General features: G+C 69.3%; 12 protein-coding genes and 1 pseudogene. 6 read left to right on the forward strand and 7 right to left on the reverse strand.

Annotated features, from left to right (window positions below; genetic code table 11):
• Positions 1–459, reverse strand: a complete 459-nt coding sequence (gene dut / locus LA521A_RS18215; RefSeq protein ID WP_115844310.1) for a dUTP diphosphatase — start codon at positions 457–459, stop codon at positions 1–3.
• An 84-nt stretch (positions 460–543) separates the two neighbouring features.
• Positions 544–1,766 (reverse strand): annotated as a pseudogene (gene coaBC / locus LA521A_RS18220) (bifunctional phosphopantothenoylcysteine decarboxylase/phosphopantothenate--cysteine ligase CoaBC).
• Between the two features lie 268 nt (positions 1,767–2,034).
• On the opposite strand from coaBC, the gene radC reads away from it, so the two are divergent.
• From radC to LA521A_RS18240, 4 genes are all read left to right on the forward strand, one after another.
• Positions 2,035–2,709: a RadC family protein gene (gene radC, locus LA521A_RS18225; RefSeq protein ID WP_425494611.1), complete on the forward strand. Its 675-nt coding sequence runs from the start codon at positions 2,035–2,037 to the stop codon at positions 2,707–2,709.
• A 63-nt stretch (positions 2,710–2,772) separates the two neighbouring features.
• Positions 2,773–4,461: an arginine--tRNA ligase gene (argS, locus tag LA521A_RS18230; RefSeq protein ID WP_281780242.1), complete on the forward strand. Its 1,689-nt coding sequence runs from the start codon at positions 2,773–2,775 to the stop codon at positions 4,459–4,461.
• Positions 4,462–5,325 carry an SPOR domain-containing protein gene (locus LA521A_RS18235; RefSeq protein WP_281780243.1) on the forward strand — a complete coding sequence of 288 codons (864 nt, stop codon included), beginning with the start codon at positions 4,462–4,464 and terminating at the stop codon, positions 5,323–5,325.
• Positions 5,326–5,585: 260 nt separating this feature from the next.
• Positions 5,586–5,978, forward strand: a complete 393-nt coding sequence (locus LA521A_RS18240) for a hypothetical protein (RefSeq protein WP_281780244.1) — start codon at positions 5,586–5,588, stop codon at positions 5,976–5,978.
• A 6-nt stretch (positions 5,979–5,984) separates the two neighbouring features.
• On the opposite strand, the gene LA521A_RS18245 is transcribed toward LA521A_RS18240, so the two are convergent.
• From LA521A_RS18245 to LA521A_RS18260, 4 genes are all read right to left on the reverse strand, one after another.
• Entirely contained in the window at positions 5,985–6,839 is an 855-nt protein-coding gene (locus LA521A_RS18245) for an NAD(P)-dependent oxidoreductase (protein WP_281780245.1), read from the reverse strand.
• Between the two features lie 39 nt (positions 6,840–6,878).
• Positions 6,879–7,151 carry a YciI family protein gene (locus tag LA521A_RS18250; RefSeq protein ID WP_281780246.1) on the reverse strand — a complete coding sequence of 91 codons (273 nt, stop codon included), beginning with the start codon at positions 7,149–7,151 and terminating at the stop codon, positions 6,879–6,881.
• Entirely contained in the window at positions 7,148–9,037 is a 1,890-nt protein-coding gene (gene speA / locus LA521A_RS18255) for an arginine decarboxylase (RefSeq protein ID WP_281780247.1), read from the reverse strand. Before speA ends, LA521A_RS18250 begins: the two co-directional genes overlap by 4 nt.
• A gap of 83 nt (positions 9,038–9,120) precedes the next feature.
• Positions 9,121–10,959, reverse strand: coding sequence for a M48 family metalloprotease (locus LA521A_RS18260; RefSeq protein ID WP_281780248.1), 1,839 nt, complete (start codon positions 10,957–10,959; stop codon positions 9,121–9,123).
• Positions 10,960–11,126: 167 nt separating this feature from the next.
• Here LA521A_RS18260 and speE point away from each other — a divergent pair, with 167 nt between their 5' ends.
• Complete coding sequence (gene speE / locus LA521A_RS18265; protein ID WP_281780249.1) at positions 11,127–11,981, forward strand: polyamine aminopropyltransferase; 855 nt, start codon at positions 11,127–11,129, stop codon at positions 11,979–11,981.
• Between the two features lie 245 nt (positions 11,982–12,226).
• Entirely contained in the window at positions 12,227–12,883 is a 657-nt protein-coding gene (locus LA521A_RS18270; protein ID WP_281780250.1) for a phosphotransferase, read from the forward strand.
• A 1-nt stretch (position 12,884) separates the two neighbouring features.
• Here LA521A_RS18270 and LA521A_RS18275 read toward each other — a convergent pair whose 3' ends face one another.
• Positions 12,885–13,997: an acyltransferase family protein gene (locus LA521A_RS18275; RefSeq protein ID WP_281780251.1), complete on the reverse strand. Its 1,113-nt coding sequence runs from the start codon at positions 13,995–13,997 to the stop codon at positions 12,885–12,887.
• Positions 13,998–14,103: the final 106 nt, after the last annotated feature.

Raw genomic sequence — 14,103 nt, forward strand, 5'->3', positions numbered from 1 at the left:
TCAGCGCACGCCGGTATGGCCGAAGCCACCGGTGCCGCGCGCGCTGGTTTCGAATTCATCCACCACCGCAAGCTCCGCCCGCACGATCGGCAGGATCACCAGCTGCGCGATGCGGTCCCCCGGCTGGATCGTAAAAGCCTCGCGACCGCGGTTCCACACGCTGATCAGCAGCGGGCCCTGGTAGTCGGCGTCGATCAGCCCCGTGCCGTTGCCGAGCACGATGCCGTGCTTATGCCCCAGGCCCGAACGCGGCAGGATCACCGCGCACATCGTCGGATCGCCCAGATGGATCGCCAGCCCCGAGGGCACCAGCGCGGCGTCGCCCGGCTGCAGCGCCAGCGGCTCCTCCAGCGCGGCGCGCAGGTCCAGGCCCGCGCTGGCCGGCGTGGCGTAGGTCGGCAGCGGCCATTCCCCGCCGAAGCGCGGATCGAGGATCTTCAGTTCGAGCGTGTGGTTCATGCGGTCCGTCGTATGGCTGCGCGCGGTGTCGAACCGACGCGGTGGTCGTGAAGTCGTGACGCAAGCACCGTGCCAACTCCGCCGTCAGGCGGGAAGGCGGGCGGCGATCAGTTCGAGCAGGTCGTCGGCCAACGCGGTCTTCGGCGCGGGGCCGAGCACGCGGCTGTCGCCGTCGGCGGCGTAGACGGCGAGCGTGTTGTCGTCGCTTTCGAACCCGCTGCCCGACACGCCCACGCGATTGGCGGCAATCAGGTCCAGGCGCTTGTTCTGCAGCTTGCCGCGCGCGTACGCCTCGACGTGGTCGGTCTCGGCGGCGAAGCCGACGACGAGGCGGGGCCGCTGCGCGTGCGAGGCGATATCGGCCAGGATGTCGCGCGTGCGCACCAGCATCAGGTTCAGCGTGTCCTGGCCGGCGGTCTTCTTGATCTTGTTCGACGCCGCCTGCGCGGGCGCGAAATCCGCCACCGCCGCCGCGCCGATGTAGATGTCGGCCGGCAACTGCGCCAGCACCGCCTCGTGCATCTGCGCGGCCGATCGCACGTCGATGCGCGTGACACCGTCCGGCGTGGGCAGCGAGACCGGCCCGGCGACCAGCACGACCTGCGCGCCGAGTCGCGCCGCCGATTGCGCCACGGCGAAACCCATCTTCCCGCTGCTGCGGTTGCCGATGAAGCGGACGGGATCGATGTCCTCGTACGTGGGGCCGGCGCTCACCACGATGCGCAGTCCGCGCAGGCGTTCGGAGGCACTCATGCGTTCGCCTGCCCGAGCGCGGTCAGTATTTCCGCCGGCTCGCTCATGCGCCCGGGCCCGGATTCGCCTTCGGCGAGCGGACCGTCGTTCGGCCCGACGATCTGCACGCCGCGCTCGCGCAGCGTCGCGACGTTGGCCTGCGTCGCCGGATGCAGCCACATGCGGTGGTTCATCGCAGGGGCGACGGTGATCGGCGCGGTCGTCGCCAGGCACAGCGTGGTGACCAGGTCGTCGGCGAAACCGTGCGTCAGCTTGGCCAGCGTGTTCGCGGTGGCCGGCGCGACCACGATGCGGTCGGCCCAGCGCGCCAGTTCGATGTGCCCCATCGCGGCCTCGGCGGCGGCGTCCCACAACGACGTGCGCACCGGATTGCCCGACAGCGCCTGGAACGTCGTGGTGCCCACGAACTGCTGCGCGTTCTCGGTCATCGCCACGGTCACCTCGCAGCCGGCCTCGCGCAGGCGGCGCACCAGTTCGGCCGATTTGTACGCGGCGATGCCGCCGCAGACGCACAGCAGGATCTTGGTTCCGCGCAGGGAGCGGGGCTCGACCATCTGGAAACTACCTACCGCCGAATCAGCGTTTAGCTTACCCGAATGACCTGTCCAGCCCGCCTGTGCGCGCGGCCTCGACACGGTGGAATACGCATACGGCGGGCGGCCGTCACACGAGCGCGGTGGTGCGGGCTCGGTGTGCGGCGCCAGCGGCGATGCTCAGTGGTGCATCGCGACGCAGCGGCGCAACGACGGCCGTCCGCCCACTTCACATCGCACCGGCCTCGCTCGTTCCGTATCGACCGTCATGGAAACCCCGACCCGCTCCCTGCACATCCGCGAATGGCCGCCGGACGAACGCCCGCGGGAACGGCTGCTCGCCTTCGGCGCGAAGTCGCTTTCGGACGCGCAACTGCTGGCGATTTTCCTCGGCTCGGGACTGCGCGGCCGCGATGCCGTCACCACCGCGCGCGACCTGCTGCACGAGCACGGGCCGCTGCGCGCCCTGCTGGAACGGCCCGCGGACGCGCTGGCGAAGCTGCCCGGGCTCGGCCCCGCGCGCGCGTGCCGTCTCGCCGCCGCGCTGGAACTGGGCCATCGCTTCCTCGGCGCGGAACTGGAACGCGGCGCGCTGCTGAGCGATCCGCACGCGGCCGGACGTTACTTCGCGCAACGCCTGCGTGGTCGGCCGCACGAGGTCTTCGCCGTGCTGTTCCTGGATACGCGGCACCGGGCGCTCGCCTTCGAGGAGCTCTTCCACGGCACGATCGACGGCGCGCACGTCCACCCGCGCGAGGTCGCCCGGCGCGCACTCGCACTGAACGCGGCCGCGGCGATCTGCGGCCACAACCACCCGAGCGGCAACCCCGAGCCCAGCGGCTCCGATCGCGTGATCACCGCCCGCCTGAAGGAAGCGCTCGCCCTGGTCGACGTGCGCCTGCTCGACCACATCGTCATCGGCGACGGGACGCCGGTCTCCCTGGCGGCGCGGGGATGGGTGTGAACGGCCGGCCCGGCGCGCCCGCTCGCGTACAATGCGCGGTCCCGCAGCACCCTGCAGAAGCCCGTGAAATCCACTCTCCGCGCCCTGGTGGCGCAGGCGATCGACGCCCTCCGCGCCGCCGGCACCCTGCCGGCCGACCTCGCCACGCCCGAGTTCGTCATCGAGCGTCCCAAGAACGCAGGCCAGGGCGATTTCTCCACCAATGCCGCCATGCTGCTGGCGAAGCCCGCGCGCTCGAACCCGCGCGCGATCGCGCAGGCGCTGGTGGACGCGCTGCCGGCGAATGCCGATCTGGCGAAGGTCGAGATCGCCGGCCCGGGCTTCATCAACTTCCATGTCGACGAAGCGGCGTGGCGCCGCCAGATCGGTCAGGTGCTGGAACGCGGCGCCGACTACGGCCGCAACGAGACCGGCAAGGGCCATCGTGCCGGCGTGGAATACGTGTCGGCCAACCCCACCGGCCCGCTGCATGTCGGCCACGGCCGCGCGGCGGTGATCGGCGACTGCATCGCGCGCGTGCTCGATGCCAACGGCTGGAGCGTGGCGCGCGAGTTCTACTACAACGACGCCGGCGCGCAGATCAACAACCTCGCCATTTCGGTGCAGGCACGCGCAGAGGGCCGCGGCCCGGAGCATCCGGACTGGCCGGAAGACGGCTATCGCGGGGACTACGTCAAGGACGTCGCGGCGGCGTACCTGCGCGGGGACAGCGTCGAGGTGGAAGGCCACGTCGTCACCGGCGCGAAGGACGCGGGTGATCTCGATGCGGTCCGCCAGTTCGCCGTCGCGTACCTGCGTCGCGAGCAGAACCTGGACCTGGAAGCCTACGGCGTGTCGTTCGACGTGTACTTCCTGGAGTCCTCGCTCTACACCGACGGCAAGGTCGAGGAGACCGTGCGCGAACTCGTCGCACACGGTCACACGTACGAGGAAGGCGGCGCGCTGTGGCTGCGCACGACCGATTTCGGCGACGACAAGGACCGCGTCATGCGCAAGTCCGACGGCACGTACACCTACTTCCTGCCGGACGTCGCGTACCACCTCAGCAAGTGGCAGCGCGGCTACGAGCGCGCGATCACCGAACTGGGCGCCGACCACCACGGCTCGCTCGCCCGCGTGCGCGCCGGCCTGCAGGCGCTGGACTGCGGCATCCCGCAGGGCTGGCCGGAATACGTGCTGCACCAGATGGTCACCGTCATGCGCGGCGGCGAGGAAGTGAAGCTTTCCAAGCGCGCGGGCAGCTATCTCACGCTGCGCGATCTGATCGACGAGGCCGGCCGCGATGCGGTGCGCTGGTTCCTCATCGCGCGCAAGCCCGATTCGCAGCTGACGTTCGACATCGACCTCGCGCGCAGCCAGTCGCTCGACAACCCCGTGTACTACGTGCAGGTCTCGCACGCGCGCATGCACGGCCTGATGCGTCAGATGAAGGAGCGCGGCCTCTCCTTCGACGCCGCGAACGGCCTCGCCCAACCGCTGGACCTGGACGATGTCGCCGCGCGCGAACTCATCGCGACGCTGCTGCGCTACGCCGACGTCGTCGAGACCGCCGGACGCGACCTCGAACCGCACCAGATCGCGGCGTACCTGCTCGAACTGGCGCAGACCTTCCAGACGTACTACAACGACCACCAGTTCCTGGTCGACGATGCCAACACCCGCGATGCGCGTCTCGTGCTCGCGATGGCGACGCGACAGGTACTGGCCAACGGTCTCGAACTGCTGGGCGTCAGCGCCCCCGAGGTGATGTAAGTGGCAGCCAAGCGAGGCAAATCCCAGGCACGACGCAATTCCGGCGGCGACAGCGGCCTGCCCGGCTGGGCCTGGATGGTGTTGGGCATCCTGCTGGCCGTGGTCGCGATCCTGGTCGCGCCGAAGTACTTCAAGTCCGGCGGCGACGGCTTCTTCCGTCCGCAACCGAACCCCGACGCACAGCCCGCCAAGGCCAGCGGCGCCGACGAGGAGCCCATCGCCGAAGACACTCCGCCGGCACCGGCGAAGGGCAAGCGCGATCAGGAAACGCCGGCGAAAAAGGACACGGACTACGACTTCTACACGCTGCTGCCGGGCAAGGAAGTTCCGATGACCGATGCCGAGCTCGCCGCGAGCGAGAAGGCCGAGGCCAAGCGCGCCGCCGAGCGCGAGAAGCAGGCGCAGTCCGCCGCCGACGATGCCGAAGTCGCCGCGACGCCGGCACGCAATGCGCCGGCGACGGCCCCGCTGCCCCGTCCGGTCGAAACCGACACCGTGCCGTCGCGCACGCCGACGCCGGCAAGCACGCCCAGCCCGTCCACCAGCACCGCGTCCACGCCGCCCGCGCCCAGCGCAAAGCCGTCGGACAGTTCGACGACCTCGCCCGCCGCGAGCGCTTCGGCCGATGACGGCACGCGCTACCTGTTGCAGGCCGGCGCGTTCCAGGCCTCGGGCCAGGCGGAAGAGATGAAGGCCCGCATCGCGATGCTCGGCCTCAGCGCGCGCGTCGAGTCGGCCGCGATCAACGGCAACACGGTGTACCGCGTCCGCATGGGGCCGTACGGCACCGCCAGCGACCTGGCCGACGCCAAGCGCAAGCTCGCCGGCGGCGGGCTGCAGGCGATGGCGATCAAGGTGAAATAGCGCCCCGCGTCGCGGCACCGCGCGAGGAACGCAGACGAACCGAAGGGCCCGCGCAGCGCGGGCCCTTTTTGTTACCGCCCACCAGCGCCACTCACCGATCGCGAGGGCGACGATCGAATCGGGCGACCGGCCAGCCACCACAAACCACCGCTGATCCGGACGATGGCCAACCGGCTGTCGAGCCGCGACCACGGTCACCGCTGCCGCGCGTTTCCCCGGATAGACTGCCGCCGTCCCGCAACGGGATTCCTGGGGAACGGATGGACAAGCGCACTCTCTCGGGCTGCATCGCCTCGCTGGTCGGGCTGATGCTGTTCGCCCTCGCCGGCTACGTCTTTGGCGCGAAGCTGCACCACGTGCAGGCCACGCCGTGGGGCGAGCTGCCGCTGCTGGATCTCACCGGCGTGTTCGTGTCGATGGCCGTGGGCGGCGCGATCGCCGGCCGGCGTTACACGTGGCTCGCGCTGGGCCTCGTCGCGTTGATGTGGGCTGCGACCGTGTTCGTGCTGATGTCGCTGCAGCCGGAGATGACGCTGGCGAAGGTGCTGCGCTTCAACCGGCTTGCGATCGTCCTGAGCCTGCTGCTCGCATGGCTCGGCGCGTTCCTGGGTGCTCGCCTGGTCGAACGACGCCGCGCGCTGGGCGCGGCGTAAAGCGTCTCAGGCGCCGCGCTTGAGCGTAATCAGCGCCGAGGTGTCCGACTCGCCCTGGCCACGCTCGATGAGCTCGGCGTAATCGGCTAGCGCCTGTTCGACGGTGCTCATGCGCACGCCGGTATCGCGCGCGATCGCCGACACGATGCGCAGGTCCTTGAGCATGTGCGCGCACTTGAAGCCGGGGCTGAACTCGTCGCGCAGCATCGTCGCGCCGCGCTTCTCAAGGAACCAGTTGCTGGCCGCGCCGGCCATCAGCGTCGGCAGCAGCTTTTCCGGATCCAGGCCGAGCTTCTCGCCCAGGGCGAGGCCTTCGCAGACGGCTTCGTTGATGCCGGCGACCAGCACCTGGTTCACGGCCTTCGTCGCCTGGCCCGCGCCGGTCGCGCCCATGTGGCTGATGCGCGCGGCGTAGCTTTCGATCACCGGGCGCGCCGTTTCCAGCACCTCCGCGTCGCCGCCGACCATCACCGACAGCTTGCCGTTGCGCGCGCCTTCCACGCCGCCGGACACTGGCGCGTCGAGGAAGCCGATGTTGTGCGGCGCGAGCATCGCGGCGCAGCGGCGCGCGGTGTCCACCGCGACGGTGGAATGGTCGATCACGATCGCGCCCGGCTTGAGCACGTCGGCCAACGCGGTGACGTTTTCCAGCACGTCGGCGTCGAGCGACACGCACAGCACCACGACGTCGCAGTCGGCGAAGTTCGCCGCCGAACGCGCGGCGCGCACGTTCAGTTCCGCGGCGCACGCGTCGGCCTTGGCCTGGGTGCGGTTGCCCACCGCGGTGAGCAGGCCCTTGGCGTGCACGTAGCGGGCCATCGGGGCGCCCATCGCACCGAGGCCAATGAAGCCAACTTTCATCTGCTTGTTCCGTTGATTGATTAAGAAGAACGCCGGCCCTCAGGGCGTGGCGTTCCATTCGTACACGGTGACGTCCGAAGACCCGCTGGTGTGGACCGGATCGGCGAACGCGATGGCTTCGGCCTCCGCCAGACTACCCGCACGTACGATGTACGCGCCGCCACTCCTGTCGGAAAACGGACCGGCCAGTTCCAGCCGGCCGTCTTCACGCAGCGCGTCCAGGTGCGCGTAATGCGGAGCGATCGCCGCCTGGTCGAACGCGGGCGTGCGCCGCGTGAAGATCAGGTACCGCTTTCGCTCGTCCCCGGTCATGCCAGCGGCACGTCGTCGAGGTAGGTGTAACCGGTGAGGCCGCTTTCCAGCGCCGCGTCCAGGCGCGCGGCCTCGTCGGCCGGCAGCGCGGCGGCGGCGACCTTCTCGCGGTATGCCGCGCGCAGGTCGTCGAGCCGGTAGCCGACGTAGTCGAGCATCACGTCCGTCGTGTCGCCGCGGCGCTGCTGGGTCAGGTGGTAGCCGTCGCCCTCGATGCGCACTTCCACCGCGTCGGTATCGCCGAACAGGTTGTGGATGTCGCCCAGGATTTCCTGGTACGCGCCGACGAGGAAAAACCCGATGCGGTACGTCTCGCCCGAGCGCGTGGCGTGCAGCGGCAGCGAGGTGTCCAGGCCTTCGTTCTCGACGTAGGTCTTCACCGTGCCGTCGGAATCGCAGGTCATGTCGGCGAGCACGCCGCGACGCGTGGGTTCCTCGTCCAGGCGCTCGATCGGCACGATCGGAAACACCTGGTCGATCGCCCACACGTCCGGGATCGATTCGAACACGCTGAAGTTGACGAAATACTTGTCGACCAGGCGGTCGTTGAGCTCGTCAAGCAGCTCGCGATGGCTCTTCTCGTCGTAGCTCAGCCGGCGACGCACGTCGTGCGCGATCGCGTAGAACAAATCGTCGATGCGCGCGCGATGCACCAGGTCGAGCTGGCCCAGCGCGTACAGCTGCAGGCCCTCAGCGTGGTGGTGCTGCGCCTCGTGGAACAGTTCCACCGGCGGGCGTTGCGCGAGTTCGCTGTAGACCTCGCGCAGGTGGCGGATCACCGCCGGCTCGTCGTCGTGCACGTCGGGGATGCGGCCTTCCGGCGCTTCCTCGACCTCGGCGACGTTGGCCACCAGCACGGCGTGGTGCGCGGTCATCGCGCGGCCGCATTCGGTGACGATGCGCGGCGGCACGAGGCCGTGCTCGGCGCAGGCGTCCGACAGCGGCTGCACGATCGAGTTGGCGTACTGCTGCACGCCGTAGTTGATCGAGCAGAACCCGCGCGAACGCGTGCCTTCGTAATCGATGCCCAGGCCTCCGCCGACGTCCATGTAGCGCACGTTCGCGCCCAGCCGCGAGAGTTCGACGAAGTAGCGCGTCGCCTCGCGCATGCCGTTGGCGATGTCGCGCACGTTGGAGATCTGCGAGCCCATGTGGAAATGCAGCAGCTGCAGGCAATCGGTCATGTCCGAATCGCGCAGCTTCTTCCACAGGTCGAGCACCTGGCGCGGCGAGAGGCCGAATTTCGCCTTGTCGCCACCGCTGTTCTGCCACTTGCCCGCGCCGAGCGAGGCCAGGCGCATGCGCACGCCCAGGCCCGGCTTCACGCCGAGCGCGGCGGCTTCGTCCATCACCAGCGCAAGCTCGGAGGGCTTTTCGATGACGATGAAGGTTTCCAGCCCGAGCTTGCGGCCAATCAGCGCCAGGCGGATGTATTCGCGGTCCTTGTAGCCGTTGCAGACGATGAGGCCGCCCGGGCGCGACAGCGCGAGCACCGCCATCAGTTCCGGCTTGCTGCCCGCTTCCAGGCCGAAGCCTTCGCCGCGATGCGACGCCAACGTGCCGGCGACGCCGCGATGCTGGTTCACCTTGATCGGATACACGGCCGTGTAACCGCCGGCGTAGCCCCAGTCGGCCTGCGCCTGCGCGAAGGCGGCCTGCAGCTTGCCCAGGCGGTCGCCGAGGATGTCCGGGAAACGCACCAGCAGCGGCAGCTTGGCGCCGTTCGCCTTTGCGGCATCGACGACCTGCGGCAGCGAGATCGCCGGGCCTTTCTCGCCGCGCGGCCGTACGAGGACCTGCCCGTTCGCGCCCACGTCGAAATAGCCTTCCGACCAGTGCGGGATCGAGTAGGTCTTGCGGGCCTGATCGAGCGACCAGTCGGACATCGGCGCGGCTTCCGGGGGAGGCGGGGGGACGCGCATTCTACAGCCCGTCGCCGCCCCGGCCCGTGTAGCGCCGGCAACCGCGTTCAGCGATGCCGGAACGTCGGCGAACCGGCGGCCTTCTTCACCTTCGACGCGATCGAGCGCCCAATCGACGGCGTGACCGCGACGAACGAGCCCGGCAGGTCGACCGCATCGACCACCTTCTGCAGCGCGGCGGACTCGCCCATCACCACGCCGCGCCAGGCCACCATCACCACGAAATGGTCCACGCCGCTGGTGTCGGCCTGGATGAGCTTGCGCACGATCCACGCCTGCTTGACGTTGCCGACGCGTTCGAGCCCGTCGATGGCCGTGGCGAGCGCCTGCGCGTCGAGCCCGTGCGCGGTGAAGCTGTCGCGCGCGTTCAGTTCCTGCCGCGCATGGAAGGCGCCGATCTGGCGATCCTCCAGCGCGCGCAGCTGGGCCTGCACCGCTTCCAGTTCGTGCAGCTGCTCGCGCTTGCGGTAATGGAATTCGAGCCGGCGCAGCGCGGGTTCGGCTGCATGCGGATCGAGGTCCATGGCGCGGCGCAGATGCACGATGCCCTTCGGGTCGTCGCGATCGAGCAGCAGCAGGCCCAGCCGGAAGTGGGTGAAGCCGTCGTCGCCGTTCGCCGCCAACGCATCGAGGTAGAGCGGGACGGCATCGACGTCCGGGCAGAGATCGTCCACCAGGCGTGCGTGCTCGGCCGCCTGCTGCGCGTCGCGCTGCGGCATCGACGAGAGTTCGGCGAGCCGCGTGCGATCGCGTTCGTGCTGGCCGTGGCGCTCGCGCCAGCTCTCGTCGACGCTTTCGCGCCACTCGTTGCTGAAGTGTTCTTCCAGCTGATCCTGCAGCGGGCCGAGCAGCGAATCGGCGGCGGTCCGGCGCGGCGGCGCGATGTCGCCCGGCGACTGTCCCAACGCCTGCAGGCGCTGCGACAGCGTGGGATGCGTGTCTTCCAGGCCGGGCGTCTCTTCGAGCAGTTCGGCCAGCCGTGCGGCGTCGTTTTCCGCGGGCCGCGTGAAGGACGTCGCCATCTCGCGGAACAGCGCCATCGGCGGCTGCGCGCTGGTCTGCACGCTGCGCTGCACGCCGGGCCAGAAATCGCGATCCAGCCGCGCCGCGCACACGCCGATGCGCTGCAGGGCGGACGCTGCTGCCGGCGCGCCAACCACGCGCGCCGAGGTCGCGTCGGCCTCGTATTCGTTGGCGCGCGCCAGCACGAAGCTGTACGCATCAAAGAACGGCGCGTACCAATCGAAGAAGCGACGGAAGAGTTTCGTCGTCCAGGAGCGCTGCATCGCCAGGCCCTCGACCACGCGATACCAGCTCACGCGCACGCGGTAGATCCAGCCAGCGAAACGCCCGTGCCCACCGCCGAAATGGCCGAACTCGTGCGCGACCACGGCACCGAACTGTTCGCGGCTCACCGACTGCATCAGCGGCAGGCCGAGCACCAGGTAATGCGCATGGCCGAACAGCCCCATCGCGCGCGGCACGCTGGCCGCGGCCGCGTTGAGCTGCGAATCGATGACGATGCCGGCCAGCGGCGGTGCGCCGGTCTGTTCGCGCAGCCATTCGATCTCGGCGCGCAACTGTGGCGCTTCGCCTTCGCGCAGGTGGTAACCCTCCGGCGGCGAGGACTTGATCCACAGCGACTTGAGCATGAACCAGCCGAAGGCGACCGGGATCCAGACCACCTTGATCAGCTTCAGCAGCAGGACCGGGCTGATCGCCAGTAACACGACCACCAGTCCGACCGACATCCCCAGCGCCAGCGCGATGCTGCCTCCCAGCACCACGAACCCGAGTCCGGCCAGCATCGCCAGCTTGAACCGGTACCGACCCGGCGCCTGCCGTGCCTGGCGCTCCAACCGTTCGACCATGCGTCGATAACGCATCACAGACGCCATCCGTGCATCTCCCCCCGAGGTCCGCCGATCCTAACCGGGCGTGCCGTCCGGCGCATCACGGCCGTTCCGTTACAATGCCGCCCCCTTTCCGGCCGCCCGTCCTGTCATCGCGCAGGGAAATACTGGGTCGCGCCAACTTCTCCTGGGAATCGCGCATGAGCACCAACACGTCCTGGCATTACGAGAACTTCGACCCGACCGGTTCGGCGATCGGCTACCGCATCACGAAGAAGCTCGACGAAGTGCAGTCGCCGTTCCAGAAGATCGAGATCTTCGAGAGCACCGACTGGGGCAACCTGATGCTCATCGACGGCGCGATGATGCTGACCACGAAGGACAACTTCTTCTATCACGAGATGATGTCCCACCCGGCGCTGTTCACGCATGCGAAGCCGGAGAACGTGGTGATCATCGGCGGCGGCGATTGCGGCACGCTGCGCGAGGTGCTCAAGCACAAGGGCGTGAAGCGCGCGGTGCAGTGCGACATCGACGAGCAGGTCACGCGCATGGCCGAGAAGTGGTTCCCGGAACTGTGCGAGGCGAACGACGATCCGCGCGCGACGCTGCTGTTCGACGACGGCATCGCGTACATGCAGAACTGCGAGCCGAACTCGCTGGACATCGTAATCGTCGATTCGACCGATCCGGTCGGCCCGGCCGAAGGCCTGTTCAACAAGGCGTTCTTCGAAAGCTGCTTCCGCGCGCTGAAGGACGACGGCATCCTCGTGCAGCAGTCCGAATCGCCGCTGATGCTGCTTTCGCTGATCAAGGAGATGCGCGCCGAAATGGGCAAGGCGGGCTTCACGACGTTCCAGACGCTGCCGTTCCCGCAGCCGTGCTACCCGACCGGCTGGTGGAGCTGCACGCTGGCGCGCAAGGGCCAGGGTTTCGATTTCCGCGTCGATGACGCGCGCGCGAAGGGCTTCGACACCAAGTACTACACGGCCGATGCACACCAGGGCGCCGCGGTGCTGCCGCCGTTCGTGGCGGCGGAGCTGGGCGAAGGCTGACGCCGTCGCACGCCCGGCTAGCGCTTGGGACACACCCCTGTTGGATCGATCGAAAAGCCCCGCTACGGCGGGGCTTTTCGTTTCTGCAGCTGTGCCGAATCGGGCGCGCTCGCGAAACGGTGAATGCCGCCTGCCCGGGTCGGCCCGGCGAATCCGCGTCGTTAACATTTCGCTACTGAACCGTCCGGTTCAGGGAACCGCCGCGCCGCCCTCCCCCGAGCACGACGCGCGTCGCCGGATCGCCCATGAACGCCAACGCCCTGCCGCGCGACCCCCGGTCGCTGCCGCCCGACGTTCGCCTGCTCAAACGCGGCGAACGCTTCCTCGAACCCGACGTCTACGTCCTCCACGTCGACGGACGCCCCGCCGTGGTCAAGGACTACGGGCGGTATCGACGCACGCCGCTCTCGCTGCTCGCACGGCTGCTGGTCCGGCGCGAGGCGCGCGTGCTCGCGTTGCTGCGCGGATGGCGCCATGCGCCGGCGCTGCTCGGCACGATCGGCGGACTCGCGCTGGGCATCGAGTTCATCGCCGGCGAGACGCTGGGCGAAGCCGCGCTGGAAGCCGGCTCGCACGTCTTCCAGCAATTGCGCGGCGCCGTCGCCTCGCTGCACGCCAACGGCATCACGCACAACGACCTGCATCCGGCGAACGTACTCGTCGCCGGTTCGACGCCGGTGCTGATCGATTTCGCCTCCGCCATGCGCACGCCGCGCTGGTTGCGCTGGTTTCCCCTCGCGCGCGAACTGCGGCGCAGCGACCTGGCCAATGTCGCGAAGATGCGCCAGCGCCTGACCGGCGAAGCGCCGACGCCGCGCGAGGCCGAACTGCTCGCGCCGCCGCGCTGGGTCGATGCGATCCGCCTGGGCTGGAAGCGGATTTACCGGCGGCTCAAGGCCTGAATCAGGCGGCGGCTTCGGCCAGCCGCAACTTCGCCGCGCGCCGGCGACGTTCGCGCAGTCGCAGGAACGGCCGCTCGACCGCGTAGTGCAATGCCGCACCGCCGGCGAGCGTCGCCACCGCATACACCGCGAACGTCGCGAAACCCTGCCCCGCCAGCGCTTCGCCCCACGCGCGATCGACGCCGGCGAACACGAGCTTGTGGCTGAGGTAGAGGCTGTAGGAGATCGTCGCGATCCACGCCGCACCGGGCAGCGCGCGGCGGCCGATCAGGCTGTGCGGGCTCGCGCCGGCGACGACGAGGCAGGCGATCGCCCACGACATGACCGGCCAGCCGATCGCGTTCCCCAGAAGTCCGGTGCGCTGCGCGAACAGCCAGAACGCGAGCGCCATGCCCCCCACGCCGATCACCAGGAACGCGTTGCCCCGCTGCATCAGGCGCTCCCACGTCGCCGGCCGGAAGACTGCGATCACCGCAAGCACCACGCCCGCAAGCAATCCGTCGAGTCGGCACCACGTCGGGTAGTAAAGATCCTCGACGAACCACGCCCGATCCGGCTGCGTCGCCTCGTCGTGCAGCCACGTCCCGGTGCGGATCGCGATGCCCGCAATGACGACGAACGCGCACAGGCCGACGAACTTCGCCACCGACGGCCGTCTCGCCATGAACACCGCCAGTGCGGGGAACAGCAGGTAGAAGTGTTCCTCCACGCACAGCGACCACGCGTGCGAGAACGACTGCTGCGTGCCGTAATCGACGAAGAGGTTGAAGGTGAAGCTGGCGAACATCCACCACGGCGCGATGCCGTCGGCCTCGCGCCACTGCGGGAAGGCGAGGTAGATCGCGAGCACCGCGACGAACGCCGGCAGTATCCGCCACGCGCGCCGCGCGTAGAAATCGCCGAACGACAGCCGCTCGCCGCGCGCCAGCGGCGCCAGCACCTGGCGGCCGATCAGGAAGCCGCTCAGCACGAAGAAGATGTCCACGCCCATCCAGCCGTAGCGCTCGACCGGTTTGAAAACCGGCCCGAGGCCGCCGACGAGGAAGGAGTGGAACAGCATCACCCATGCGACGGCGATGGCGCGCAGCAGGTCGAGTCCGGGGAGGCGCGGCATGAGTCCTTTCGTGTTCGTTTCGTCGGCGACGTGCCGCGTGATGATTCTGACGTGCGGCGCGTCCGCCGGACCGCGCGTAGCACCGGCGGCTCGACACCCGTCGCGA

The organism is Lysobacter auxotrophicus (assembly GCF_027924565.1).
GTDB lineage: Bacteria > Pseudomonadota > Gammaproteobacteria > Xanthomonadales > Xanthomonadaceae > Lysobacter_J > Lysobacter_J auxotrophicus.